Below are 25,167 nucleotides of genomic sequence, written 5' to 3' on the forward strand. Positions count from 1 at the left end.
ACGGATGGATTATCCGAAGAGTGTGCCCAGCGCCGGGTTGGTGAATGGGAAGTTCGTGGATGAAAACCCATTGACCGGGACGCCGGGGTCGTTGATTCCGGCGGCTTGGGGAAATGGTGTAACGCAGGAGATTGTGAATGTCATCAAGGCGGGGGATCTGACCCCAGATGAAACCCAAAACGATCAACTGCTCGAGGCGATTCAGTCAGTCACCGCCAAGGGCTGGAACCAGGACCTCGCGCTTCCGATCGCCGCTTTACCGCTGCCAACGATTGCAACAGCGGACGCCCGCTTGGCGATAACGCCAATGGCGCTGTCCACCAGCGGCGGTCGTGTCTCGATTCCGGCGGGTGTGTACGTCAGCATCGGACAAGAAGTGGTGAGTGGGCGCTTGGGTCGATCACGGACTTACATGACGGCGGCCTGGAGCAGCGTCGATTTGTTGCCCAGCGCCAGTTATTTTCTACGAGCGCAAGTCATAGGCGGTGCGCTGACGTTCTATATGCAGCGTGGAAGCCTGTATGACCTCCCGCCGGAGTCCTTGAAGGGGACTGTCAACGGCGCGTCCGGCGGCGGGTTTCCATCCACCCCCCTGGACATGTGCGTGGCCTGGGTGATGACCGGGGCGCCGGGCTCCTTGCCGATCATTCGCGCGATCTACAACCGTGCTCGATTGACCTGGACTCAAACGGTAAATGGCAATGGAGTGGTATATCTGCCGTTGGATCCCCACGCCCGTGCAGCACGGCTTGTGGTGGGTAATCCGACACCCGCGCCGAACGTCGTGACCTCGCTGTCGTTTGTTCAGGCTGGGTGGGTTGGGGGTAATTACAGCTATCTGACACCCACGTTACAAAGTATCGGCAACCAAGCGGGGGGCTGGAGCAGCCCATACATGTGTGTGTTGCTCTCCAACAACGTTGTCAACGACGTTGCGGTATCTACCGTCACAGCCAGTTTTGATCACGCTCAATCTCGCTCGCTTTGGCAGTGCTTTCAGGCGGAGCACACATTGGGGGTTACCAATGCCGAGAGTGACGAGCTGTTGCTGAGCATGGGTATCAAGGAGCACCAGGCCCTGACGGATTACAGCGTGGGCATCGGCGTCAATTTTATCAACGCAGTCAATGTTCACCTGTCCTGGGAGCTGATCCGATGAAAGTCATTCAAGAACTGCACCAGTACGAAGATGGACTTCGCCCGCCTGCACCTTCTTTCGCCCATACCTGGGAGGACGGCACCTGGGTGCTGAGTGTAGAGAATGCCGCCGAGCAATCGCGCCAGGAGGCCGAACGCCTGTGCGCCAAAGTCGATACCGCTGCCGACAGCGCCCGTCGCACGCTGGCCGGTGATCCACTGCGCGCCCTGGAATACCAACAAGCCGCCCTGGAGGCGCAGGTCTTCAAGGATCAGGGCTACCCGAAAAAAGCGGTGCCGTTGTCCGTTTCCGCTTGGGTCGTCAAAGGCCGCACCGTCAGGCAGGCGGCGGATCAGATTCTCGCCAAGGCTGCCGAATTCGAAGCGAACCTGCTGGCACTTCGCGAGCTCCGCCTCAAGGCCAAGACACAGATCCGCGCGCACATGGCCAAAGGCAAGGCGGATCTTGCGACTCAAGCCGCTGATGACGTGCTCGCGACCCTCCGAGCGCTACCTCCTCACGCTTGAGCCCCTTCTCATAGAGAGAAATAAAACATGGATTATCCAAAAAGTGTTCCCAGCGTCGGGCTGGTGAACGGTCGGTTCGTGGATGAAAATCCACTGGCGGGCACGCCTGGGTCGTTGATCCCTGCGGTATGGGGGAACAGTGTCACTCAAGAAATCCTGGGCGTGATCTCCTCGGCTGGCATGACGCCGTCCGAAGCGGATAACGGCCAGTTGATCAAAGCACTACAAACCATTCTCGGGCGTAGTAGTCCGATGCGCTCAGTCATCACGCGGCTCACGGCATCCAAGGTGTTGGCCGCCGATGAGCTGGGTCTGGTGTTGATCGATGCAAGTGCGGGTGCAAGCACTGTAACTCTACCCGCTGCCAATGCGACGCTCGGTGTTCGCGATGTGATTGTGCGACGTGTGGATAACAGTGGTAACCGTCTGACGGTGCGCGCTTCCGGTAGCGACCGGATCCGATTTCATACCCACTTGGCGGCCAGCGGCTATCCATTCCTGGTGTTGATGGGCAGTGGCGACTGGTGGCATTTGCGCAGTGATGAAATTGGAGCTTGGTGGCCGGTGAGCCGGTTTGATGCAACGGCGCTGGGGCGGGTTTCTTTCGAGAGTACGCGCCAAGTCATTCCGGGTGGGTATGCGGTGCTTAACGGAAACCTATTGGTGCGTAGCGATTGGCCGTGGTTGTGGGATCACGCGCAATTGTCCGGTGCGTTAGTGAGCGAAGCCAGCAGGCCGGGGAATGAAGGCGCATGGACTAGCGGTGATGGGGCGACGACTTTTCGGATTCCCGATATTCGCGGCGAATTCTTGCGCGTGTTGGATGAGGCACGAGGGGTGGATATTGACCGTGCGGCGGGCAGCAGACAGATGTATGCCCTTGAAAGCCACAACCACTATTTGCCCACCAGCTCGGGTAGTGCCAATCGCCCTGGTCCTGCTATCGCTGATGCGTCTTGGGACGTCACCCGTGACGTCAATGCTGCGCCTGCAACAGGGATAGTCGGTACGACTTATCCCAATCCCCTGTTTTTTTCCAGTCCAGAGATAATAGGCAATATCGGGAGTTTCAGCACTGAAACCCGTCCCAGGAATATCGCCTATCCCGCCCGAATCAAGCTGATCTGAGGTGACTATGTTTATTTACCTGTTTGATGACGCCGGTGTTTTATCGGGTCCGGTAGACCTTGTCGTAACCCCTGGGATGGGCATTCAAATCCCCAGTAACGGCATCCAACTTTCTTTCGAACTACCCTCGGCCCAAGAACATCATTCCTGGGTCATGGTGAACGGTGTTCCGAGAGAAATGGTGGACTGGCGTGGTTCGGTGTATCGCAAGGACAACGGCGCTCTTCTGGCGTGGACCGAGTTCGGTGAGTTGCCAGATACCTACACAGCCGAACCTTGGCCGGGTAGTTACCATGTGTGGCGAGAGAACATGTGGGTATTTGACGAGGCGCTACAGCGGGCTGATCTCAAACTCGAAGCTTTGGCAAAACGCGATAAATTACTGCGTGCGGCCGTTCAAAAAGTTGCTCCCTTCCAATACGCCGAAGACATCGGCGACGCGAGCGATCAGGAACAACTGGCGCTCATGGAATGGAAGCTCTATAGCGTTGAATTGAATCGCATCCAGCATCAGGCCGGTTTTCCTACCGATATCAACTGGCCTGTCATGCCTGAGCCTGCCGCTTAAACCCCCCACGGCAGAACATAAAAACTTCCTTAATTTATCGTGCCACTGCGCATTAACGGTGAGGCTTTATATCGCCTTCATTTTGATCGCTGGGCAGTCAGGAGCGAAAAGTTGGATTATCCAAAAAGTGTGCCCAGTGCAGGTCTGTCGAACGGCAGGTTCGTGGATGAGGATCCCTTGGCGGGTACGCCGGGTTCCTTGATTCCCGCCAGTTGGGGCAATGGTGTGACGCAGGAATTGCTGAGTGTCATTCAAGCCGCAGGACTAATACCGTCGGAACAATTGGATAACCAGTTGTTGACGGCCTTGCGCAGCAGCGGATTATTCACCACGGCTCCCCAGTTTGATAACGATAGATCCGTGGCGACCACGGAGTTTGTAAAACGCAGCGGTGTTCAATATTCCGGCTTCTCCGTGTACGCCGTCAGTACAGCGTTGACACAGGCCCATATTGGCGGAGCCATCAGTTTTGCCAGTACTACGGCAATCAACGTCACGCTGCCCAATACGGTAGGAATCACCCATGGAGCGACGCTTACACTGATCAACGTAGGGGCCGTCGTGAACGTATCGACAGCCTCGTCTGCCGATACGTTAGGACCTTCATCCTCAACGCTTGGCCCAATCGATTTGGGCCGTGGTGAAACGGCGGAATTCGTCAAGCTGGACAATCAATGGCGGTTGCTCGGCGGTACCGTTCTTCTGAAATATACCTCGTTGTTTTCAGGCCAGTTGGGCAATCCGGGTTACCAAAAGTACGCGAGCGGAAACATCGATCAGTGGGGTTACGGTACAACCGACGCCAACGGAGAAGTGTTCGTTACGTTCCCGATCTCATTCCCCAATGCTTTTGTTTCGGTTGTTGCGAACCATGTAGGTGGTGATGGAGCCATGGTGATTATGGTAGGCGGAACCGCCACCCGCCAAGGCGTGCGCCTGAAAGTCCGAGACTATTCTGGACACTTCAGTGCGGGATGGGGCGTTACCTATTTTGCGAAGGGTTATTGAATGAATGAATTCACTTTGTTGTTCAGTCCAAGCACTTGCGGAGCGTATGTTCCCGGTATCAATGTTTCTGATATTCCCGATGATGTCATCGAAATTCCTCGGGCTTACTGGCTGTCGCTGCTTCAGCAACTCGCCATCTCGCCCAAGCGTGTTTCGGCCAACCCTGACACCGGTTATCCCGTTCTCGTTGCCCCAGCCGCTCTGACATCGGCCCAGGCTTCAGAAAATGAATACGCGTGGCGCAACGCCCAGCTCACGGCAACAGACCGCCTCGTTGCAAGGGATCGCGACGAAATGGACGACGGCGGCGGTACGACATTGGACCAAACACAGTACACACAGCTCCAGGCTTATCGCCGGGCGCTGAGGGATTGGCCGCAGGATGAGCACTTTCCAGCCACTGAATATCGTCCGGTTGCGCCGTCCTGGCTGGCCGGACACCTTTGATCATGCACTTGCGATGACCTGAACATGGACCTTACGCAACAGCAACTCATCAACATCATGCCCAACGCCCGCGCCCAAGCGGGCGTTTTTATTTCCGCACTGAACACCGCCATGTCCCGCCATGGTATCGACACACCCAAACGCATCGCCGCGTTCCTGGCCCAGGTCGGTCATGAGTCGGGACAACTGCGCTATGCACGCGAGCTGGGCAGTGAGCAATACCTGAGCAAATACGATACCGGAACCCTGGCCGTTCGCCTGGGCAACTCGCCCCAGGCGGACGGTGACGGCCAGAAGTATCGCGGTCGAGGACTGATCCAGATTACCGGCCGTGACAATTACCTTCGCTGCAGTCAGGGGCTGTTCGGCGACGAACGCCTGATGGCTTTGCCTGAGCTTCTTGAGCAGCCGCAATGGGCCACCGAGTCCGCCGCTTGGTTCTGGGAGCAGAACGGCTTGAACGAACTGGCCGACCGCGATCAGTTCAACACCATCACCCGGCGCATTAATGGCGGTTTGAACGGCCTGGAGGACCGCCTGCAATTGTGGGCGCGGGCGAGGGCGGTGTTATGCCAACCTTCGACCTGATGCCTTTTTCGTCTCGCACCCTGGGCATTGTTGTGTTGCTCGCGCTGCTGGCCGGCGGTTCGGCGATGCTCGCGTGGCGGTTCCAGGACTGGCGTTACGGACAGCAGTTGGCCCGACTCGCACAGTCCCACGCCGAGACGCTTAATCAAATCACCCAAGCGGCCGCGACGCTGCAGAAGGCCGAGCAGGACAAACGCCGGGCCTTGGAACAGCAACTCTCCGCCAGCGAACAAACCCATTACCGAGCCTTGAGCGATGCCCAACGTGACCAGGATCGCCTGCGCGATCGCCTTGCTACTGCCGATGTCCGGCTGTCAGTCCTCCTCGACGCCGACGATGTTGCCGCCGGTTGCGCAATGCCTGCCACCCCCCGCGCCGGCGGCGTGGATCATGGAGGCGCGAGAGCCCGACTTGACCCGGCGCATGCTCAACGAATTATCGCCATCACCGACGCCGGTGATCGCGGACTGATTGCCTTGCAGGCTTGTCAGGCCTATATCAGAGCGCTGGATCGGTAATCCGCCAAGCCTTGCAAGCTTCCATTGCTCGTGTACGGTAGGCCTCAATTGTGTGGAATCAGGAGAGCACCATGGACGACATCACCGAACTGGCCGCTGAGCTGGGCAGGCGCCTGCAGCTGCTCAATGCCCACGTCACCACGGCCGAGTCCTGCACGGGCGGCGGGATTGCCGAGGCGATTACCCGAGTTCCCGGGAGTTCGGCCTGGTTCGAGGCCGGTTTCGTCACCTATTCCAATCGCCAGAAGACCCAGCAGCTGGATGTGCCGGCCGAGTTGTTCGAGAAGGTGGGGGCGGTCAGCCGCGAGGTGGTCGAGGCCATGGTGCGAGGAGCCCAGCAAAAAAGCCTGGCGCGTTTTGCCGTGGCGGTCAGCGGTGTAGCGGGGCCGGACGGGGGTTCTCCGAATAAACCGGTGGGCACCGTTTGGCTGGCCTGGGGTGTTGGCGAGGCGGTGATCAGCGAGCAGCGTTTCTTTGCAGGTAACCGCGACGAGGTCCGCCGACAAACGGTGAAGGCCGCGCTAGACGGGCTGCTGCAACATGCCGCTGTAGAAATCTCAAATCAGGGGTAGGCGATCCTCAATCGCTGTGGAATAATACTGGCTACTTATACAGGTGTTGGCCGTCAGGCCTTATTGATTACGTGAGGACTTTAATGGACGACAACAAGAAGAAAGCCTTGGCTGCGGCCTTGGGTCAGATCGAACGTCAATTCGGCAAGGGTGCCGTAATGCGTATGGGCGATCAGGACCGTCAGGCTATTCCTTCCATCTCCACCGGCTCCCTGGGCCTGGACATTGCGCTTGGCATCGGCGGCCTGCCAAAAGGCCGAATCGTTGAAATCTACGGTCCTGAATCCTCCGGTAAAACCACACTGACCTTGTCCGTGATCGCCCAGGCCCAAAAAGCCGGCGCGACCTGCGCCTTCGTCGACGCCGAACACGCCCTGGACCCGGAATACGCCGGCAAACTGGGTGTCAACGTCGACGACCTGCTGGTTTCCCAGCCGGATACCGGCGAACAGGCCCTGGAAATCACCGACATGCTGGTGCGTTCCAACGCGGTTGACGTGATCATCGTCGACTCCGTGGCGGCACTGGTGCCAAAGGCTGAAATCGAAGGTGAAATGGGCGACATGCACGTGGGCCTCCAGGCTCGCCTGATGTCCCAGGCCCTGCGCAAGATCACCGGTAACATCAAGAATGCCAACTGCCTGGTGATCTTCATCAACCAGATCCGTATGAAGATCGGCGTGATGTTCGGCAGCCCGGAAACCACCACCGGTGGTAACGCGTTGAAGTTCTACGCCTCGGTTCGCCTGGACATCCGCCGTACTGGCGCGGTGAAAGAAGGTGATGAGGTTGTCGGCAGCGAAACCCGCGTCAAGGTCGTGAAGAACAAGGTGGCTTCGCCGTTCCGTCAGGCCGAGTTCCAGATTCTTTACGGCAAGGGCATCTACCTCAATGGCGAGATGATCGACCTGGGTGTGCTGCACGGTTTCGTCGAGAAGTCGGGCGCCTGGTATGCCTACAACGGCACGAAGATCGGTCAGGGCAAGGCCAACTCGGCCAAGTTCCTGGCGGACAACCCGGAAGTCGCCGCCGCCCTTGAGAAGCAACTGCGTGACAAGCTGTTGAGCCCGGTTGCAGACGTCAAGGCAGTGGCCAACCGCGAGCCCGTTGACGACCTGGCTGACGCTGACATCTGATCGATCCGATGACCGCCGTACTCGATACCCTCGTCGCGGTGCGGCGAACCGCGATGGACCTGCTCGCCAGACGCGAGCACGGTCGAGTCGAGCTGACGCGTAAACTGCGTCAGCGCGGCGCTCCCGATGAGTTGATCGACACGGCCCTCGACCGTTTGACTGAAGAGGGCTTGCTGTCGGAATCCCGTTACCTGGAAAGCTTTGTCTCTTATCGCGCCCGCTCCGGTTATGGTCCTTTGCGCATTCGTGAGGAGCTGGGCCAGCGCGGTTTGCAACGCCCGGATATCGAGCTCGCCTTGCGCGAAAGTGGTATCGATTGGCAGGAGCAACTGACGGACACCTGGCGTCGCAAGTTCTCAGGACATTTGCCCATCGATGCACGGGAACGAGCCAAACAAGGGCGTTTCCTGGCGTATCGAGGCTATTCCATGGAAATGATCAACCGCTTGTTCAGCGGTCGCGGTATGGATGACTAAACAAAAAACGGCCCGCTATTTCGATAGCGGGCCGTTTTTTTATGGGCTCAGGTTACTTTGATCGGGTTCCATGTGAGGGGATGGGGCTTTTGGGCGGGCTGGGCCCAGTTTTCCGACAAGTTGATGTAGTCCACCAGCTCCCTCAAGCGGCCGTGGTCGCGGGCGTTGAAGGCAAACGCCAGTCGTGTCAGATGACTGAAACGGGCCTCATCGTGCTCCTCGCCGCTGTAGTCATGCTGATGAAAGCAGTCGTTCAGGCACAGGTCGGCAAAATCTTTCTGCATCTGCTGCAGTGCCTGTTCGCTTAGCTTGTGATTCATGCGGATTACGAACTGATGCTTGAGCCAGCGACTGGAGTGAAAGTTGCGGTAGAACTGATTGATCTCTTCCACGGCTTCTTCGGCGTTGTACACCAAACGCATGAGCTTCATGTCAGTGGGCAGGATGTAGCGGTTCTCCTCCAATTGCTCACGAATAAAGTGCAGGGCTCCTTGCCAGAACTTGCCCCCGGGAACATCCAGCAGGACCACCGGTACCAGCGGGCTTTTACCGGTCTGCACCAACGTCAGGACTTCCAGCGCCTCATCAAGCGTGCCGAAACCGCCAGGGCAGAGCACCAGTGCGTCGGCCTCTTTGACGAAAAACAGTTTGCGGGTGAAGAAGAAGTGGAACGGCAGCAGGTTCGGCGTGCCTTCAACGGTCGGGTTTGCGTGTTGCTCGAAAGGCAAGGTGATATTGAATCCCAGGCTGTGGTCGCGTCCTGCGCCTTCATGGGCGGCGGCCATGATGCCTCCGCCAGCGCCGGTGATGACCATCATGTCCGAGCGGGCCAGTGCCGCCCCCAGCTCTCGGGCCAGGCCATACAGCGGATGTTCGATGGGCGTTCGGGCCGAGCCGAAGACCGTGACCTTGCGGCGGCCCTTGAACTGTTCGAGTGTACGGAAGGCGTGCTCCAGTTCCCTCAGGGCTTGTAGCGTGATCTTGGCATTCCAGCGGTTGTGATCTTCCTGGGCCATGCGCAGCACAGTCAGGATCATGTCGCGGTAAATGGGGAGGTTGGGGCTGTTGGGGGACACCAGGTTGAGTTGCTCTTCGACCTTGCGGGTGAGGTCGTGGCCATGGTTCTCAAAATGACGACTGAGCAGGTCATTCGGTTTGTAAGGCATTCAACTTCTCCTTCTTAACAGAACCCTGGCCCGAACGAGAGATTCGTCAGGGCTACGACACTCCGTGTGTCGTTGCCGGCCCAGGCCCGTGCCTGGACGTTCGACCTGGCTCGACGCGGTCTGCAGCAAAGCGATCAAGCCATCCAACAGGTTCCGTTTTTCCCTTGGATGAAAAACAATCACACGACAAGGTGCTGGCAGGGCAGCCTCTTTCTGCCCGATGAAAAGAGATACTTCTGAATCTAGCTGATCTTCGCAACCTTGATCATGGCGCTCAAAAGTAACCGTTGGCAACCGCTGATACAGGCGCTGAACTATCGCGCCGCTCGTCAGATTGCCGGCCGGGTGCGTGCCGCTCTGATTTACTGATAACAAGCGTGCCAATGCAATTTGACGCCCAGGGCTGGGTGCCACGTGATGGATTTAAGCGGATCGGGCATGGAGGCGGGAGAAATGACCAGGGTGACTCTGGAGCTCGACAGGCAGTTGTACCTGATGCTGCGGGAATCGGCACAGGCCAATCGGGTGAGTCTTGAGGAAGAATGCTGTCGTCGGCTGGGAGGGCGAGCGTGGCGCTCGCGTTACTTGCAGGCGCTGGTGGCAGAGTTGCGCGCCGACGATGAGCAGCGGCGCGCGAGCTCGGGTTGATTACTTCTTCGTCTTGGCGGGTTTCGGGCAATCCGATTCCTGGAAGCGCTCGGTCGCGACCGGGCGGTTGGTCTTAACCTCGGTGAACTCATAGCGCATCGTTGCACCCTTGGCCATCAACTTGCGGAAGCCCGGATTGGTGCACACCGTGGAGCCCAACTGGAAATACACGGCCTTGGGGTCTGCGCGCATTTTCTGGGCATGACTGCTTTGCACGCTGAGATGGTTGATCAGCTCGGTGCCTTCGACGGTATAGCCCTGGTCGAGAATGTCTTCGCTGATCGCCCGCGGCGTACCGACGCTACTTTCCTTGGCAACGTTCTGCAGCATCTTGTTCAGTTCGAGTTCTTTCAGCGAAGCAGCCTGAGCGCTGAAGGACGTCGCCAGCAGAACGGCAACGGTAGGGACGATAAGGCGCAGCATGAAACTCTCCTGGTTCAGTGACTGGTGGTTCGACCGATCACATGACTGTGCGTTCAGTGGCCGGGAATTATAGGGGAGCCCGGGTGGACGGTACAGGCACGTGCGCTCTGGTAGACTGCCGGCCTTTATTGCCCTGCCGAGTGTTGTTCGTGTCGAGTTTTCCTGTCTGTCGGCGTTGCCCACGATGAATCACGCCCCTAACGCCGTAGCCCGCCTGCGCGACCAGCGCATGGATGAGGGGATCAGGCCGATTCAGGCCCGTGGTTGGCGCGCGCCCCGTTGCAGCGCCTGCCGCGTGATCGAAAGCCATTGCCTGTGCGCCTGGCGTCCTAGCGTCGAGACCCGCTCCGGGGTCTGCCTGATCATGACCAGCAAGGAAGTGTTCAAGCCGAGCAACACCGGTTGGCTGATTGCCGATGTGGTGCGTGACAACCACGCGTTCATCTGGTCGCGCACCGAGGTCGATGAACAACTGCTGGCGCTGCTGAACGATCCGCAATGGCAACCGTACCTGGTGTTTCCGGGCGAATACGTCGAGCCATCGCGGGTCACCCACACGGTTGACCTCGATCAGTCCAGGCGCCCGCTGTTCATTCTGCTGGATGCGACCTGGACCGAGGCGCGGAAGATTTTCCGTAAAAGCCCGTATTTCGACCGACTGCCGATCCTGAGCCTGCTGCCCGACAGGCTGTCGCGTTACCGCCTGCGCCGTTCGACCCGCAGCGAGCACCTGTGCACCGCCGAAGTGGCGGCGTTGTGTCTGGAGCTAGCGGGGGACAGCGACGCCGCGTCGGCCCTGGACGCCTATTTCGATGTGTTCAGCCAGCATTACCTGGGCGCCAAGGGCCAGCAGGAGGTGAACATCTCGACCCCGGCCCACGCCGAGTTGCAAGCCTTTATCCGTACGCCGCAAGCAGTATTGGCCCAATAGTGGCCCATACTGGACACTGTGGCGGTCGTGCTGCTTGACCACCCCGGCTTCGCTGGGCATGCTTGGCGCCGACCAGGGCGCCACCAATGTTTGAAACGCCGTGTTTGGCGTTGAATGTGTCCCTGTGGATGCCGCTGCACGGCGGTGTCTTGAGTTGTCTTGGCGAGGCGCGAATCATCGGGCCTGCCATTAAAAACAGGATCATTTTAAAAATGGCCACATACGAAATCCTGATTGCCGATGACCATCCGCTCTTTCGCAGCGCGTTGCATCAGGCAGTGACCCTGGGCCTCGGCCCGGCTGTCCGGTTGACGGAGGTGGCCAGTATCGCGGAACTGGAGGTCCAGTTGACGGCGAAGGCCGATTGGGACCTGGTGCTGCTGGACCTGAACATGCCCGGTGCCTATGGCTTTTCAGGGCTGGTGCTGTTGCGGGGCCAATACCCGCAGATCCCCGTGGTCATGGTCTCGGCCCAGGAAGAAGCCTCGGTGATGGTCAAGGCCCGGGAGTTCGGCGCCAGCGGCTTCATACCCAAGTCCAGTTCCCTTGAGATGATTCAGATGGCCGTGAAGGCAGTCCTGGACGGCGATGTCTGCTGGCCGCCCCAGGCGTTCGAAGCGGTGAGCGTGTCCGCGGAAGCCAAGGCCGCCAGCGAGGGGCTGGCCAGCCTCACGCCGCAGCAGTTCCGGGTGTTGACCATGGTCTGCGAAGGTTTGCTGAACAAGCAGATTGCCTACGAACTGAACGTGTCGGAGGCCACCATCAAGGCCCACGTCACGGCGATCTTTCGTAAACTGAACGTGCGCACCCGGACCCAGGCGGCCTTGCTGCTGCAACAACTTGAGTCAATTTCACCGTAGGCTTAGTGTTCCGGTTCACGCTTTTTTGACCGGGTTTGAATTAGCTTCCCCACTCCTTTTGATCAGTTGCCCACTCTATGTCACCTTTTAAAGGCCAGACCGGCCTGAAACGCATCCTCAACGCCTCCGGCTATTCCTTGGACGGGCTGCGTGCAGCTTTTGTCGGCGAAGCAGCTTTCCGTCAGTTGGTGCTGCTCAATGTCGTGTTGATTCCGTTGTCATTCTTCCTGAACGTCAGTCGTGTCGAGCAGGCGCTGCTGATTGCCGTGTGCCTGTTGGCATTGATCGTGGAATTGCTCAACTCGGCGGTGGAGGCGGCCATCGACCGCATCTCCCTGGAGCTGCACCCATTGTCAAAAAATGCCAAGGACATGGGCAGCGCCGCCCAGCTACTCGCCCTGACGATGATCGCGTTGGTGTGGGGCGTGGTGCTGTTGTAACGGCTCAGGCAATGGCCGGCAGCACGATTTCGTCGCTGCGCTGGGCCCCGGCGGTGAAAGCCCGGCACAGCTCGAGGAATTCGCGCATGGCCGAGGTCTGGTACTTCTGTTTATGCCAGATGAAATAAAACTGCCGCGCCAGGTCCATGTCCGGGGTTTCCACCGCGACAAGGCTGCCGCGGCGGAAGGCGTCGCGCAGGGCCAGGCGTGAGATGCAGCCAATGCCCAGGCCGGATTCCACGGCGCGCTTGATCGCTTCGGTGTGTTCCAGCTCCAGGCGGATATTCAATACGCTGCGGTGGTGGCGCATGGCTTGGTCGAAGGTCAGGCGTGTGCCGGAACCCTGCTCCCGCAGAATCCAGGCTTCATGGGTCAATTCCTCCATGGTCGCCTGGCCGCGCTTGGCCAGCGGGTGTTGAGGGGCGCAGAACACCACCAGTTCGTCCTCGACCCAGCTTTGCACTTCGATGTCCGGATGGCTGCAGTCGCCTTCGATTAGACCCAGATCAATTTCATAGTGGGCAACCTGGTGCACGATATTGGCAGTGTTCTGCACGTGCAGCTTCACCTGGCTTTCCGGATGGCGCTGCATGAAACCGCCGATCAACAAGGTCGCCAGGTAATTGCCGATGGTCAGCGTGGCACCGACCGCCAGTGAACCGAAGCCGGACTTGCCGTTGAGCAGGTCTTCGATTTCCTTGGCCTGGTCCAGCAGCGCCACGGCCTGGGGCAGCAGTTGTTTGCCCAGGGCATTGAGGCTCAGGCGCTTGCCGGCACGGTCGAACAACTGGCAGCTCGATTGCCGCTCCAGTTCGGTGATGGAGGTGCTGGCCGCCGACTGCGACAGATTGAGCTGGCCCGCAGCGCGAGACACGCTTTCCTGCTGGGCGACGGCGACGAAGACTTGAAGTTGACGGAGAGTAAATCGCATATCTATATAACCGATAACCCTTATCTTAATAATCCATTTAACAGATATTGTCGCCGCCATTAGAATGCGATGCAATTGCGCAGATTATCGGCGCGGGCATTATTCCCAGGAGTCCCCGTACATGAGCAACATGAACCACGAGCGTGTCCTCAGTGTTCATCACTGGAACGACACTCTGTTCAGCTTCAAGTGCACCCGCGATCCGGGCCTGCGCTTCGAGAACGGTCAGTTCGTGATGATCGGCCTGCAACAGCCCAACGGCCGCCCGCTTATGCGCGCTTACTCGATTGCCAGCCCGAACTGGGAAGAGCATCTCGAATTCTTCAGCATCAAGGTGCCGGATGGTCCGCTGACCTCCCAGTTGCAGCACCTGAAGGAAGGCGACGAGATCATCATCAGCAAGAAACCCACCGGCACCCTCGTGCTGGACGATCTCAAGCCTGGCAAGCATTTGTACCTGCTCAGCACCGGTACTGGCCTGGCGCCGTTCATGAGCGTCATCCAGGATCCGGAAACCTATGAGCGTTTCGAAAAAGTGATCCTGTGCCACGGCGTGCGTTACGTCAATGAAGTCGCTTACCGCGAGTTCATCACCGAGCACCTGCCGCAGAACGAGTTCTTCGGCGAAGCCCTGCGTGACAAGCTGATCTACTACCCGACCGTGACGCGCGAGCCGTTCGAGAACGAAGGCCGCCTGACCGACCTGATGCGCAGCGGCAAGCTGTTCAGTGACATCGGCCTGCCACCGATCAACCCGCAGGACGACCGCGCCATGTTGTGCGGCAGCCCGAGCATGCTCGACGAGACCAGCGAAGTGCTCAACAGCTTCGGCCTGACCGTTTCGCCGCGTATGCGCGAGCCGGGTGATTACCTGATCGAGCGGGCGTTTGTAGAGAAGTAAGCCTGTATGTGTGGCAGCAGATAGATCGCTATCGCGAGCAGGCTCGCTCCCACAGGGTTTGTGTTGAGTCATATTTTGTGAACAACCCAGATCAAGTGTGGGAGCGAGCCTGCTCGCGATGGCAGCGACTCGATCTCGCAGATGCCCACAAAAAAGCCCGCGCCGCCTGATGAAGGCCGCGCGGGCTTTTTCGTTTCCGGGTTTTATTCAGTCGCAGGAACGACTTCCAACACCCGAATCAACCCCGGCTGCGGGTAATGCCAACGAACGTCCAGGTCCCAGAACTGTGCGCCATATTCCCGCTCGGCGGTAGGCATCTGGTACGCCGGGCGTGGGTCTTGGGCCAGGCATTGTTCAATCAGCTCCACCAAGGGCTCTGCCAAGCGCGTGGCGTGTTCGCGCGCTTGAAGCAGGGCGGTGTCCGCCCATTGCACCGGAATCAATTCAGGCGCTGCGCTGGCGATGCTGTTGGAGGCCGAGCCGATGATGTCGGCGTAGGGCACGTAGGGCTTGATGTCGAGCACTGGCGTGCCGTCCAGCAAATCGATGCCCGAGATCCACAGGCGCCCGGCTTCGACCCGCTCCAGCTTCACCACCGATTGGCCGATGCCGTTGGGGCGGTGGGTGGCACGGGTGGCGAATACACCCATGGACTTGTTGCCGCCCAGGCGTGGCGGCCGCACTTTCAACCGTGGCTTGTCTTCCAGGGCCTGGTGGAACAGGAACAGCAGCCAGACATGGCTGACCAGCTCCAACCCCTGCACCGCCTCGCCCTGATCGAACGGCGCCACCAGCTCCAGCACACCACGTGCGGCCGGAGCCAGTTGCGGTTGGCGGGGGATGGCGAACTTCTCCTTGAAGCAGGAGCGGACGAAGCCGATGGGGGAGACGCTGTAAGTCACGGGGTGTCAGCCGCGAACGCGCAGCGTCAGGCCCTTGAGGAAGTTGCGCAGCAACTGGTCGCCACACGGCCGGTAGTTGGTGTGGCCGAATTTGCGGAACAGTGCACTCAGTTCCGGTTTGGACACCGGGAACTCGGCGGCCTTGAGGATCGCGTGCATATCGTCTTCCTTCAGCTCGAACGCCACCCGCATTTTCTTGAGGATGATGTTGTTGGTCACCGGCACTTCGATCGGCTGTGGCGGACGGCTTTCGTCCTTGCCACGCTTGAAGATCACCAGGCCATCGAGAAAATGCGCCATGACCTCGTCAGGGCAGAACACGAAGCCTTCTTCCTCGTCTTTCTTGAGGTAGCCCGTCAGGTCAGCCAGGGAGACGTCCAGGCCGCCCAGCTTGATGATCTCGATGACTTTCTTGTCGCTGATGTCGAGCATGTAGCGCACGCTGCGCAGTACGTCGTTGTGAATCATGTGTGCAGTCCTGATCAATCGGCAGTGGGCGCCCCGGTTCGGTGCGGCGCCGGAAAATTAGAATTTCTCTTTGGCAGACAGGTAGCGCCATTGGCCCAGCGGCACCTTGCCGATGGACACGCCGCCGATGCGAATGCGGCGAATGGCGACGACCTTGAGCCCGACCGCCTGGCAAAACAGAGCGATCACGCCGGGCTGCGGGTTTTTCATGGCGAAGCGCAGGCGGTTTTCGTTCTGCCAGCTGGCCTTGACCGCCGGCAGCTCCTTGCCCTTGTAGGTCAAGCCATGGTTCAGGCGATTGAGGCCATGGGCGACCATCTCGCCTTCGACTTCCACCACGTATTCCTGCTCGATCTTGGCGGCGTCGGCGGTGAGCTTGCGCAAGATCTTCCAGTCCTGGGTGAACACCAGCAGCCCGCTGGCGTTGGCCTGCAGGTCGGCGCTGGCGGTCAGGCGCAGGAAATGGCCCTTGAGCGGGCGTTTGCCGAAGCGGTGTTCTTCGCTCAGGGTCTGCGGGCCAAGGGAGGCCATCGCGGTGTCTACATCCATGCCAGCAGGTGCATTCAGCAGGAGGGTCACCGGCTCCGGCGCGGTGGCCTTGGCCTCGGGGTCGAGTTCGACTTTCTGGGTGCTGACCTTGAACTGCGGCTCATCGATTACTTCGCCATCCACGGTGACCCAGCCGCCCTCGATGAACAGCTCAGCCTCCCGACGGGAACAGCCGACGAGTTCGATGAGGCGTTTGGAGAGACGAATCGGGTCAGTCATGACGGGGGCCGTAACAAAAAGAGGGTGGGCATTGTACCTGCCTGGCGCCGGTTAATCGCGGGTCCATTTGCCTCATGCCGTTTTTAGCCGCGCCCAGCCTTCAGGTCGGGCTGCTTGTAGCGCATGTGCAGCAGTGGGTAGGGTTGGTTCATGCCATCTTTTGCCGAACGCCCAACCACTTCGAAGCCTTGCTTGAGGTAAAAGCCCAGGGCTTGCGGGTTCTGCTCGTTGACGTCCAGTTGATCGGCGTTCAGGTGTTCCATGGCGTAGCGCAGCAACTGCTTGCCCAGGCCTTGGCCACGGTGCTGTGGGTCGATGAAGAGCATCTCGACCTTGCCGGCCGCGACACCGGCGAAACCGGTGATCCGCAGGCGCGCGTCCCGGGTGCAAATGAGCATCACCGCATCCAGGTAGCGGGTGAGCACCAGGTTTTTCAGCAGCTCGATGTAGCTGTCCGGCAGGAAGTCGTGGGTGGCACGCACCGAGGCCTCCCAAACCTGGGTCAGTTCCTGATAGTCGCTCGGTTTCGGTGTGTGGATGACCGAATGCTGACGCATGCCCGCCTGTTCCTTGTGCTGGATGTCCTGGGTTTCTCCATACGATAGCCGTAAAAAAGCCCCGCATCTTGTAGCAAGAGCGGGGCTTTTCAATTTTTTACCGAGTTTCGCAAGAGCCTGTGGGAGCACAGCTTGCTCGCGATGGCAGAGCATCAGTCAACATTTGCAGTGGCTGACACTGCGCTATCGCGAGCAAGCTTTGCTCCCACAGGCCAACTGATCTGTTCAGCTCACAAATCAACCGATCTGCTCAGCCCACAAATCGTACTCATCGGCGTCGGTCACTTTGCACCAGACCTTGTCACCCGGCTTGAGGTTGCTGCCGTTGTCGATGAAAACGTTGCCGTCGATTTCCGGCGCGTCGAAGAAGCAGCGGCCCACGGCGCCTTGCTCGTCCACCTCGTCCACCAGCACTTCGATTTCACGGCCGATGCGCATTTGCAGGCGCGCCGAGCTGATGGCCTGCTGGTGCGCCATGAAGCGGTCCCAACGGTCCTGCTTGACGTCGTCCGGCACCACGTCCAGGTCCAGGTCATTGGCCGGTGCGCCTTCGACAGGGGAATACTGGAAGCAGCCGACGCGGTCGAGCTGGGCTTCGGTCAGCCAATCCAGCAGGTACTGGAAGTCTTCTTCGGTTTCACCGGGGAAGCCGACGATGAAGGTCGAACGGATGATCAGGTCCGGGCAGATTTCGCGCCAGTTCTTGATGCGGGCCAGGGTCTTGTCTTCGAACGCCGGGCGCTTCATGGCCTTGAGGACTTTCGGGCTGGCGTGTTGGAACGGGATGTCCAGGTACGGCAGGATCTTGCCGGCGGCCATCAGCGGGATCAGTTCGTCGACATGTGGATACGGGTAGACGTAGTGCAGGCGGACCCAGACGCCGAGGGTGCTGAGGGCTTCGCACAGCTCGGTCATGCGGGTTTTCACCGGCGCGCCATTCCAGAAGCCGGTGCGGTATTTCACGTCGACGCCGTAGGCGCTGGTGTCCTGGGAGATCACCAGCAGTTCCTTGACGCCGGCCTTGACCAGGCGCTGGGCCTCGTCGAGCACATCGCCCACCGGGCGGCTCACCAGCTTGCCGCGCATCGACGGGATGATGCAGAAGCTGCAGCTGTGGTTGCAGCCTTCGGAAATCTTCAGGTAGGCGTAGTGGCGCGGGGTCAGCTTGATGCCTTGCGGCGGCACCAGGTCGATCAGCGGGTTATGGTCCTGGCGTGGCGGCACCACGTCGTGCACGGCGTTGACCACCTGCTCGTACTGCTGCGGACCGGTCACGGACAACACGCTCGGGTGCACGTTGCGGATGTTGCCTTCTTCCACACCCATGCAGCCGGTGACGATGACCTTGCCGTTTTCCTTGATGGCTTCGCCGATCACCTCCAGGGACTCGGCCTTGGCCGAATCGATGAAGCCGCAGGTGTTGACCACGACCACGTCGGCGTCCTGATAGGTGGACACAACGTCATAGCCTTCCATGCGCAACTGAGTCAGGATGCGCTCGGAGTCGACCAGAGCTTTCGGGCAACCCAGGGATACGAAGCCAACCTTCGGATTGGCGGGCGCGGTAGTGGTGGACATGTCTAACCTCGGTGTAGGGGGATCGTCTCTTGCCGAGACAGGGCGCCTGGCGCGCCTCTGATCAAAAAGTGCGCAATTCTATCCATGGCCGACGCACTTGACCAGCTTTATACCGGGAAATGCGACGAGTGCTGCGCTATGCTTCGCGCCTTTGCGGCCAGCGGAATGTTCACAGTCAATCAATCATCTGTAACAGGAAGTAAGGCAGCACGAATATAAGGTCAAGCATAGTGCTTCTTTCCAGGAAGCTGGATCAGGTAACGGGAGTGTTGGATGGAGCAGGCAGAAAGTCGGGCGTCGGGTACCACGCACCGGGCAGCCAAGCCAATAAGCATGCTGGTGGCGGCGGCCGGAGTGGTTTATGGAGACATCGGTACCAGCCCGCTGTACACCATCAAGGAAGTGTTTTCCGGCCAATATGGTGTGCAGGTCAATCATGACGGCGTGTTCGGGATCCTGGCGCTGATTTTCTGGTCGCTGATCTGGGTGGTCTCGATCAAATACGTGCTGTTCATCCTGCGGGCCGACAACCAGGGCGAGGGCGGCATCATGTCGCTGACGGCGCTGGCCCGGCGGGCGTCTGCCTCCTATCCCAGGTTGCGCACTGTGCTGGTGATTCTCGGGCTGATCGGGGCCTCGCTGTTTTATGGTGACAGCATGATCACCCCGGCCATTTCCGTGTTGTCGGCTGTGGAGGGGCTGGAGGTGGCTTTCGATGGCCTGGAACGCTGGGTCGTGCCCATGTCGCTGGTAATCCTGGTGGGGCTTTTCCTGATCCAGAAGCACGGTACCGACCGGATCGGCAAATTGTTCGGGCCGGTGATGGTGCTGTGGTTCGTGGTGCTTGGAGGCTTGGGCATCCACGGCATCGTGCAACATCCCGAAGTGCTCAATGCCCTGAACCCTGCCTGGGGCGTGCGCTTTTTCGTCGTTCATCCGGGCGTAGGCGTTGCCATTCTGGGCGCCGTGGTATTGGCCTTGACCGGCGCTGAAGCCTTGTATGCAGACATGGGCCACTTCGGTCGCAAACCCATTGCGCGGGCCTGGTTTGCCCTCGTGCTGCCAGGGCTGGTGCTCAATTACTTCGGCCAGGGCGCCTTGCTGTTGGAAAACCCGGAGGCCGCGCGCAATCCGTTCTACCTGTTGGCGCCGGACTGGGCCCTGGTGCCGCTGGTGGTGCTCTCGACCCTCGCCACTGTGATCGCCTCGCAAGCGGTGATTTCCGGCGCATTCTCGCTGACGCGACAGGCCATCCAGCTCGGTTACATCCCGCGCATGCACATCCAGCACACCTCCAGCGCCGAGCAAGGGCAGATCTACATTGGCGCCGTGAACTGGGCGTTGATGGTCGGTGTGATCCTGTTAGTGCTCGGCTTCGAGTCGTCCAGCTCCTTGGCGTCGGCCTATGGCGTGGCGGTGACCGGAACCATGCTGATTACCAGCATTCTGGTATCGGCGGTGGCGTTGCTGCTGTGGAAATGGCCGCCCCTATTTACGGTGCCGCTGCTGGTAGGTTTCCTATTGGTGGATGGCCTGTTCTTCGCCGCCAACGTACCGAAAATCCTTCAGGGCGGTGCATTTCCGGTGCTGGCGGGCATTGTGTTGTTCGTTCTGATGACCACCTGGAAGCGTGGTAAGGAACTGCTGGTGGACCGATTGGACGAGGGTGCGCTACCGCTGCCGATCTTCATCAGCAGTATTCGCGTGCAACCGCCTCATCGCGTACAGGGCACGGCTGTGTTCCTGACCGCACGCTCGGATGCGGTGCCCCACGCGCTATTGCACAATCTGTTGCACAACCAGGTGCTGCATGAGCAAGTGGTGCTGCTGACGGTGGTGTACGAAGACATCCCGCGGGTACCGCCGCAGCGGCGCTTCGAGGTCGATGCCTATGGCGAAGGGTTCTTCCGGGTGATCCTGCACTTCGGTTTCACCGACGAGCCGGACGTCCCGCTCGCGCTCAAGCTCTGTCATCTCGATGACCTGGACTTCAGCCCGATGCGCACCACCTACTTCCTCAGCCGCGAGACCGTCATCGCTTCCAAGCTCGAGGGCATGGCCCGCTGGCGCGAGATACTGTTCGCCTTCATGCTGAAAAACGCCAACGGCAATCTGCGCTTCTTCAATCTGCCGTTGAACCGAGTGATTGAATTGGGGACGCAGGTCGAGATGTAGCGACCGGAAAACAAAAAGCCCTCGTTGCCTTGCGGCGGCGGGGGCTTTTTTATGGGCGACGCACATGCGAGTTGACCAGTGAACCTTTGTGGGAGCGAGCCTGCTCGCGATAGCGGTCTGCCTGAGCAGGCGATGCTGGATGTACCGCCGCTATCGCGAGCAGGCTCGCTCCCACAAGGGGCCCTATGTGCAGTCGAGCTGGCATAAAAAAGCCCCGGTAACCGTAAGGTTGCCGGGGCTTTTCTCTGTTCTGCGTCAGATCATTGTTCGGCCGTCTTGTTCTGGCGCTTGTTGATCTCATCAATCAAGCGCTTGGCCAGGGCCGGGTAGTTTTCGTCGAAGTGGTGGCCGCCAGGCAGCTTGATGGCTTCGCCTACGGCTGTCTTGTCGGTGCAGCCGCTTTCGTCGGCCTCTTCAGCGCCGTAGATGCACACCACCTTCTCGGCTGGCAGCTTGGCCATCTCCGGGCCGGTGGCGGCTTCGGTGCCGGCGTTGCCGAGCCAGCCTTCGACTTCGATCTCGAAGCTGCCGGTGCGGGCGAAAGCCAGCAGGATGATCGCGTCGACCCGCTGTTGTTCGGTGGCCGGCAGGCGATTGTAGATGGCCGGCAACACGTCGGCACCGAAGGAGTAGCCGGTCAGGATGAAGCGCTTGGTGCCCCAGACCTGACGGTAGTGCTGCATCAGTTCGGTCAGGTCCGCCGCGCTTTGCTCCGGGCTCTTGTGCTGCCAGTAGTAGCGCAGGGTGTCGATGCCGACCACTGGGTAGCCGATCTTGGCCATTTCATCGGCCACGTCGCGGTCCAGGTCGCGCCAGCCGCCGTCTCCGGAGAGAAACAGGGTGACGGTATCCTGCGCCTGGCTGGCTGGGACTTCCACCACCGGGATGCTCAGGCCGCCCTTGGCCTTGTCGGTGCCCACCAGGATTTTGCGCAGCTCGTTGTTCAGCACTTGCGGCAGGTTGATGTCGTAGTCGCTGATGCTGGTTTCGGCATTTTTCTGATCCCTTACGAAACCGGCGCTGGTGTCGTCAGGGTTATCGTTCCAGGCCACCAGCCAATGACCGTGGGCGGCGCTTTTAGGCAGCAGGTGGGTGCAGCCGGGTTTTTCCAGGGCCAGGTCCACTGAAACGGCCTTTGCCTTGTCATCCTTCTGCTCGGCCAGCCAGCGCCAGGCCAGTACGGCGCCCGGGCCGATGCCGCTGACCAGCGTGGCCGGGCCTTGCAGTTCTCTCAGGCCTGCTTGCAGGGCGCGACCTTGCAGCATGCAGTCCTTGGGCAGGATCACTTGGACGATCTGCGCCGAGCCACTGCGGCTGAGGGTCGTCAACTGCGTGTCGCTGAGCTTCTGGTCCTCATTGACTGCCACCAGCACCTGGGCGCGCGGTTTGGTGCCGGGGATGACCCGGGTCATCGCTGCGCCATCGGCGGGCGCCAGTTGTTCCAGGATCGGTTGCGGGGCCGGGCGGTTCCAGTACCAGTAACCGCCACCGAGAATTACCGCCAGCACCAGCAGGGCGGCCACTACGTATCGCCAGGAGCGTTGCATCATCAGCGTTTCACCAATCCAGTCAGGCCGCCTGCAATCAGGGCGGCGGTATCGGCCAGTGCCACCAGCGGATCGAGTCCGGCGGGCACGGCCATGTAGCGAGGTTCCCAGTTTGGCTGGAATTTGTCTTTGAAGCGGCGCAGCCCCTGGAAGTTATAGAGCTGTTCACCGCGGCGGAACACCATCGAACCCAGGCGTTGGGTCAGCGGTGCGCCGCGACGCGGTTGCAAGCCCGACAGCGGGACCATGCCGAGGCTGAAGCGGGCGTAGTCATGGTTCTTATAATGCTGGATGAGACCGACCATCATGAACTCCATGGTCAGCTTCGGGGCCTCGGGGTGGGCGCGCATCAGGTCGAGGCTGGCCAGTTCGTGGCTGTGGGTTTCCAGCAGGTTGGCGAACGCCACCGGCCGGCCCTCGAAACGAATCACCGCGATGCGAAAATGCTTGAGGTAGTCATCGCTGAAACGGCCCAGGGAGAAACCCTTTTCACGCACGTTCTTGCCGGTCAGCCAGGCATCGGAAATGACCTTGAGCTCATCCATCGGCGCCTGGCCGGGTTCGTGGATCTCCAGCGACAGGCCATCACGGGTGCCGCGGTTCCAGGTGTAGCGCAAATCCTTCATCTCCTTGCCTTTGGCTTCGAGATCGAAACGCTTGAGGTCGACCCGTGCTTCCTCACCCAGCTTGATGGCTGTCAGGCCGATGTCCATGTAGTACGGCAGGTTCTCGGCACGTACCTGATAGAACACCGGGCGGGCATGGTGGATGTCACACAGGTCGCGGAACTGCCAGATCATTTCAGCCCGTTGCAGGGTCGGCCCGATCGGGTCGTACAACGCCACCAGGCTACGGCCACGGCGGGCGTACATCAGGAACGCCTCGTCGTTGGGGTGAAACAGCAATGCCTTGTCGCCGGTCAGGGCCAGGCCGCCGTCGGGTTGCGAAGACGTCATGAGAATCGTCTTGGCCCGCTCCAGTTCTTCTGCTGTCGGCAAATGGATCACCGGCCGCGCGGTGCGCAGTAGCCAGGTCAGGGACACCACCACCAGCAGTACCGCGGCGCCCAGCAGGGAGCGCAGGCCGCGAGGGGCGTCGGCATCGAGGGTGAACTGCCACCAGAGTTGATGGCTGTAGGGCACATCCTGGTAAGCAAACAGCAGCAGCCAGATCGACGCGCCCAGCACGCAGATACTGGCGATCAGGAACAGCGGGGAAAAGGGCAGTTCAGTCAGGCGACTCGGACGATAGAAGGAGCGCCGGAATACCGCCAGCAGGGCAGCCGTCAGGGTCAGCAGCGTGGCTTCTTCCCAGTCAAAACCCTTGAGCAGCGAGAGCAGGGCACCCACCAACAGCAGAACCGTGGTCAGCATCCAGGCGGCCGACAGGCGACGGCGCAGGCCTTGGGCGAGCAACAGGCACAGCACGCCCACCAGGCTGGCGCCAAAGTGCGAAGCGTCCACCAGCCGATGGGGGATCAGGAAGCCGATGTGCTCCAGGCGGGTGTCGATTTCCGGTGTCACCCCGGAAAACAGCAGCACCACGCCCGACAGGAACACCAGCACCGCCAGGATCGGCGCGGCGAAACCCGATGCCGCCCGCAGGGTCTGGCGCGTCTGGAACAGCCGTTGGGCCTCATTGATCAGCAGCAACACGCAGGCCACCAGCATCGGCAGCAGCACGTAGATCAAGCGATACAGCAACAGCGCGGCGGCCAGCGGTGCGGCGCCGAGTTTGTCGGCAAACGCGGCCAGCAGGATCGCTTCGAACACCCCGACGCCGCCGGGTACATGGCTGAGCACCCCGGCGGCCAGCGCCAGCAGGTACACCAGCAGGAAAGCGCCGAACGGCGGGGCTTCGGGCAGCAACAGATACAATACGGTGGCGGCGGCGGCGACATCCAGCGCGGTGATCACCAGTTGCAGGAAGGTCAGGCGTCGGCCCGGCAGGCGCAGCGTGCGGCGCCCGGCCTTTACCAGCAGGCTGTCGCGATGAGGCTGCTCCGGCAGGCGTCGGCGGTAGATGCCGATGGCCAACACGCTGGTGAGCAACAGCACCGCCACGGAAATGGCCCCCAGTAAAGTGGCAGGCAGGTGCAGCGCGGCAGACGCGGCGGGCAGGTTGCTGAGCGTTGCCAGGGCCGCCAGCGGCGGCAGCGCGCAGCCCAGGGACAGGCTGGCGAACAGCGTCATGTGGGCGACATCCGAGGCCCCCAGGCCATGACGCGCATACAGACGGTAGCGAACCGAACCGCCCGACAGCAGTGACAGGCCAATGGCGTTGCCGATGGCGAACGCGGTGAATCCACCCAGGACCATGGTCTGTGGCGGCAGCGTCACCCCGGCATACCGGCTGGCGGACCATTCGTAGCCCAAAAGAATGATGAAGCCGGCTACCGTGGCGGCGATCGCGCCGAGCAGGGCTGGCCGGGGGACTTCCAGAATCGAGTCGTGCAGAGCGTACAGATCGAGCTCGCTCAGCAGATGGCGGCAGGCAATCAATGCAATCGCAAACAGCAGCAGCGTGACGGCGAGGCCGATGGGCTGGCGGTACTGGCTGATCCGATCCAGCCAGCGCAGTCGCTCGGCCTTGATCGGTTGTGTCGCAGTAACGGAGTCTTGCGGGTCAGACGAGTGGGCGCGCATCAATCACCTCTTGAGCTATGCGCGACAGGATGGGGGTATCCAGTCAAGTTACCAATCCCCGCGGTAAAAAATAATTACAAAATATTTGTAATGAGGCTTTTTTCACCAGGCACAAAAAAGG

27 protein-coding genes are annotated in these 25,167 nt (G+C 60.2%); 17 read left to right on the top strand and 10 right to left on the bottom strand.

Features of this window, described 5'->3' with window-relative positions; all coding sequences use genetic code 11:
* Positions 1 to 4: 4 nt before the first annotated feature.
* From B0E42_RS05935 to recX, 11 genes are all read left to right on the top strand, one after another.
* Positions 5 to 1,159, top strand: coding sequence for a phage tail protein (locus B0E42_RS05935; protein WP_077505953.1), 1,155 nt, complete (start codon positions 5 to 7; stop codon positions 1,157 to 1,159).
* Positions 1,156 to 1,665 (top strand): phage tail protein, encoded by a 510-nt coding sequence (locus tag B0E42_RS05940; RefSeq protein WP_077505955.1) that lies wholly within the window; start codon positions 1,156 to 1,158, stop codon positions 1,663 to 1,665. The genes B0E42_RS05935 and B0E42_RS05940 overlap by 4 nt, the downstream gene beginning before the upstream one ends.
* A gap of 27 nt (positions 1,666 to 1,692) precedes the next feature.
* Positions 1,693 to 2,793 (top strand): phage tail protein, encoded by a 1,101-nt coding sequence (locus B0E42_RS05945; RefSeq protein WP_077505957.1) that lies wholly within the window; start codon positions 1,693 to 1,695, stop codon positions 2,791 to 2,793.
* Positions 2,794 to 2,800: 7 nt separating this feature from the next.
* Complete coding sequence (locus B0E42_RS05950; RefSeq protein WP_077505959.1) at positions 2,801 to 3,361, top strand: tail fiber assembly protein; 561 nt, start codon at positions 2,801 to 2,803, stop codon at positions 3,359 to 3,361.
* A gap of 111 nt (positions 3,362 to 3,472) precedes the next feature.
* On the top strand, positions 3,473 to 4,369 hold the full coding sequence (locus B0E42_RS05955) for a phage tail protein (RefSeq protein ID WP_077505961.1): 897 nt from the start codon (positions 3,473 to 3,475) through the stop codon (positions 4,367 to 4,369).
* Positions 4,370 to 4,816 (top strand): phage tail assembly chaperone, encoded by a 447-nt coding sequence (locus B0E42_RS05960; protein WP_077505963.1) that lies wholly within the window; start codon positions 4,370 to 4,372, stop codon positions 4,814 to 4,816.
* A gap of 24 nt (positions 4,817 to 4,840) precedes the next feature.
* Positions 4,841 to 5,404, top strand: coding sequence for a glycoside hydrolase family 19 protein (locus tag B0E42_RS05965; protein ID WP_077505965.1), 564 nt, complete (start codon positions 4,841 to 4,843; stop codon positions 5,402 to 5,404).
* Entirely contained in the window at positions 5,386 to 5,922 is a 537-nt protein-coding gene (locus tag B0E42_RS05970; protein ID WP_053178324.1) for a lysis system i-spanin subunit Rz, read from the top strand. The genes B0E42_RS05965 and B0E42_RS05970 overlap by 19 nt, the downstream gene beginning before the upstream one ends.
* Positions 5,923 to 5,993: 71 nt before the next feature.
* A complete protein-coding gene (locus tag B0E42_RS05975) occupies positions 5,994 to 6,494 on the top strand; it encodes a CinA family protein (protein WP_018607951.1) in 501 nt (166 codons plus the stop codon).
* A gap of 83 nt (positions 6,495 to 6,577) precedes the next feature.
* A complete protein-coding gene (recA, locus tag B0E42_RS05980; RefSeq protein WP_018607950.1) occupies positions 6,578 to 7,630 on the top strand; it encodes a recombinase RecA in 1,053 nt (350 codons plus the stop codon).
* Between the two features lie 8 nt (positions 7,631 to 7,638).
* The gene (recX, locus tag B0E42_RS05985; RefSeq protein ID WP_018607949.1) at positions 7,639 to 8,106 is read left to right on the top strand and encodes a recombination regulator RecX; all 468 of its coding nucleotides are present in this window, start codon (positions 7,639 to 7,641) and stop codon (positions 8,104 to 8,106) included.
* A gap of 47 nt (positions 8,107 to 8,153) precedes the next feature.
* Here the strand turns inward: recX and B0E42_RS05990 are convergent, their stop codons facing one another.
* Positions 8,154 to 9,272 (bottom strand): TIGR00730 family Rossman fold protein, encoded by a 1,119-nt coding sequence (locus tag B0E42_RS05990; protein WP_077505967.1) that lies wholly within the window; start codon positions 9,270 to 9,272, stop codon positions 8,154 to 8,156.
* Positions 9,273 to 9,725: 453 nt separating this feature from the next.
* On the opposite strand from B0E42_RS05990, the gene B0E42_RS05995 reads away from it, so the two are divergent.
* Positions 9,726 to 9,920, top strand: a complete 195-nt coding sequence (locus B0E42_RS05995) for a hypothetical protein (protein ID WP_014336838.1) — start codon at positions 9,726 to 9,728, stop codon at positions 9,918 to 9,920.
* Here B0E42_RS05995 and B0E42_RS06000 read toward each other — a convergent pair whose 3' ends face one another.
* Entirely contained in the window at positions 9,921 to 10,343 is a 423-nt protein-coding gene (locus B0E42_RS06000) for a quorum-sensing-regulated virulence factor family protein (protein ID WP_018607947.1), read from the bottom strand. It abuts the gene before it with no gap.
* A gap of 184 nt (positions 10,344 to 10,527) precedes the next feature.
* Here B0E42_RS06000 and B0E42_RS06005 point away from each other — a divergent pair, with 184 nt between their 5' ends.
* From B0E42_RS06005 to B0E42_RS06015, 3 genes are all read left to right on the top strand, one after another.
* The gene (locus B0E42_RS06005) at positions 10,528 to 11,274 is read left to right on the top strand and encodes a tRNA-uridine aminocarboxypropyltransferase (protein ID WP_077505969.1); all 747 of its coding nucleotides are present in this window, start codon (positions 10,528 to 10,530) and stop codon (positions 11,272 to 11,274) included.
* 212 nt (positions 11,275 to 11,486) lie between these two features.
* Positions 11,487 to 12,134, top strand: a complete 648-nt coding sequence (gene erdR, locus B0E42_RS06010) for a response regulator transcription factor ErdR (protein WP_053178326.1) — start codon at positions 11,487 to 11,489, stop codon at positions 12,132 to 12,134.
* A 77-nt stretch (positions 12,135 to 12,211) separates the two neighbouring features.
* Positions 12,212 to 12,574 carry a diacylglycerol kinase gene (locus B0E42_RS06015; protein WP_018607944.1) on the top strand — a complete coding sequence of 121 codons (363 nt, stop codon included), beginning with the start codon at positions 12,212 to 12,214 and terminating at the stop codon, positions 12,572 to 12,574.
* A 4-nt stretch (positions 12,575 to 12,578) separates the two neighbouring features.
* Here B0E42_RS06015 and B0E42_RS06020 read toward each other — a convergent pair whose 3' ends face one another.
* On the bottom strand, positions 12,579 to 13,505 hold the full coding sequence (locus B0E42_RS06020) for a LysR family transcriptional regulator (RefSeq protein ID WP_018607943.1): 927 nt from the start codon (positions 13,503 to 13,505) through the stop codon (positions 12,579 to 12,581).
* A gap of 121 nt (positions 13,506 to 13,626) precedes the next feature.
* On the opposite strand from B0E42_RS06020, the gene fpr reads away from it, so the two are divergent.
* The gene (gene fpr, locus B0E42_RS06025) at positions 13,627 to 14,406 is read left to right on the top strand and encodes a ferredoxin-NADP reductase (protein WP_002554680.1); all 780 of its coding nucleotides are present in this window, start codon (positions 13,627 to 13,629) and stop codon (positions 14,404 to 14,406) included.
* A 203-nt stretch (positions 14,407 to 14,609) separates the two neighbouring features.
* Here fpr and tsaA read toward each other — a convergent pair whose 3' ends face one another.
* The 5 genes from tsaA to rimO form a co-directional block, all read right to left on the bottom strand.
* Positions 14,610 to 15,308 carry a tRNA (N6-threonylcarbamoyladenosine(37)-N6)-methyltransferase TrmO gene (gene tsaA / locus B0E42_RS06030; protein ID WP_053185974.1) on the bottom strand — a complete coding sequence of 233 codons (699 nt, stop codon included), beginning with the start codon at positions 15,306 to 15,308 and terminating at the stop codon, positions 14,610 to 14,612.
* Between the two features lie 6 nt (positions 15,309 to 15,314).
* A complete protein-coding gene (locus B0E42_RS06035) occupies positions 15,315 to 15,776 on the bottom strand; it encodes a DUF1456 family protein (RefSeq protein WP_018607883.1) in 462 nt (153 codons plus the stop codon).
* Between the two features lie 57 nt (positions 15,777 to 15,833).
* Positions 15,834 to 16,544, bottom strand: coding sequence for an rRNA pseudouridine synthase (locus B0E42_RS06040; protein WP_018607880.1), 711 nt, complete (start codon positions 16,542 to 16,544; stop codon positions 15,834 to 15,836).
* Positions 16,545 to 16,627: 83 nt separating this feature from the next.
* Complete coding sequence (locus B0E42_RS06045; RefSeq protein WP_077505973.1) at positions 16,628 to 17,101, bottom strand: GNAT family N-acetyltransferase; 474 nt, start codon at positions 17,099 to 17,101, stop codon at positions 16,628 to 16,630.
* A gap of 237 nt (positions 17,102 to 17,338) precedes the next feature.
* The gene (rimO, locus tag B0E42_RS06050; RefSeq protein WP_077505975.1) at positions 17,339 to 18,679 is read right to left on the bottom strand and encodes a 30S ribosomal protein S12 methylthiotransferase RimO; all 1,341 of its coding nucleotides are present in this window, start codon (positions 18,677 to 18,679) and stop codon (positions 17,339 to 17,341) included.
* Between the two features lie 273 nt (positions 18,680 to 18,952).
* On the opposite strand from rimO, the gene B0E42_RS06060 reads away from it, so the two are divergent.
* Positions 18,953 to 20,854, top strand: a complete 1,902-nt coding sequence (locus B0E42_RS06060) for a potassium transporter Kup (RefSeq protein WP_053178330.1) — start codon at positions 18,953 to 18,955, stop codon at positions 20,852 to 20,854.
* A gap of 260 nt (positions 20,855 to 21,114) precedes the next feature.
* On the opposite strand, the gene B0E42_RS06065 is transcribed toward B0E42_RS06060, so the two are convergent.
* Positions 21,115 to 22,404: a virulence factor family protein gene (locus B0E42_RS06065; protein WP_077505977.1), complete on the bottom strand. Its 1,290-nt coding sequence runs from the start codon at positions 22,402 to 22,404 to the stop codon at positions 21,115 to 21,117.
* Entirely contained in the window at positions 22,404 to 25,046 is a 2,643-nt protein-coding gene (mprF, locus tag B0E42_RS06070; protein ID WP_018607872.1) for a bifunctional lysylphosphatidylglycerol flippase/synthetase MprF, read from the bottom strand. Before mprF ends, B0E42_RS06065 begins: the two co-directional genes overlap by 1 nt.
* Positions 25,047 to 25,167: the final 121 nt, after the last annotated feature.

This window comes from Pseudomonas sp. A25(2017) (assembly GCF_002001065.1).
GTDB classification, from domain to species: domain Bacteria; phylum Pseudomonadota; class Gammaproteobacteria; order Pseudomonadales; family Pseudomonadaceae; genus Aquipseudomonas; species Aquipseudomonas kilonensis.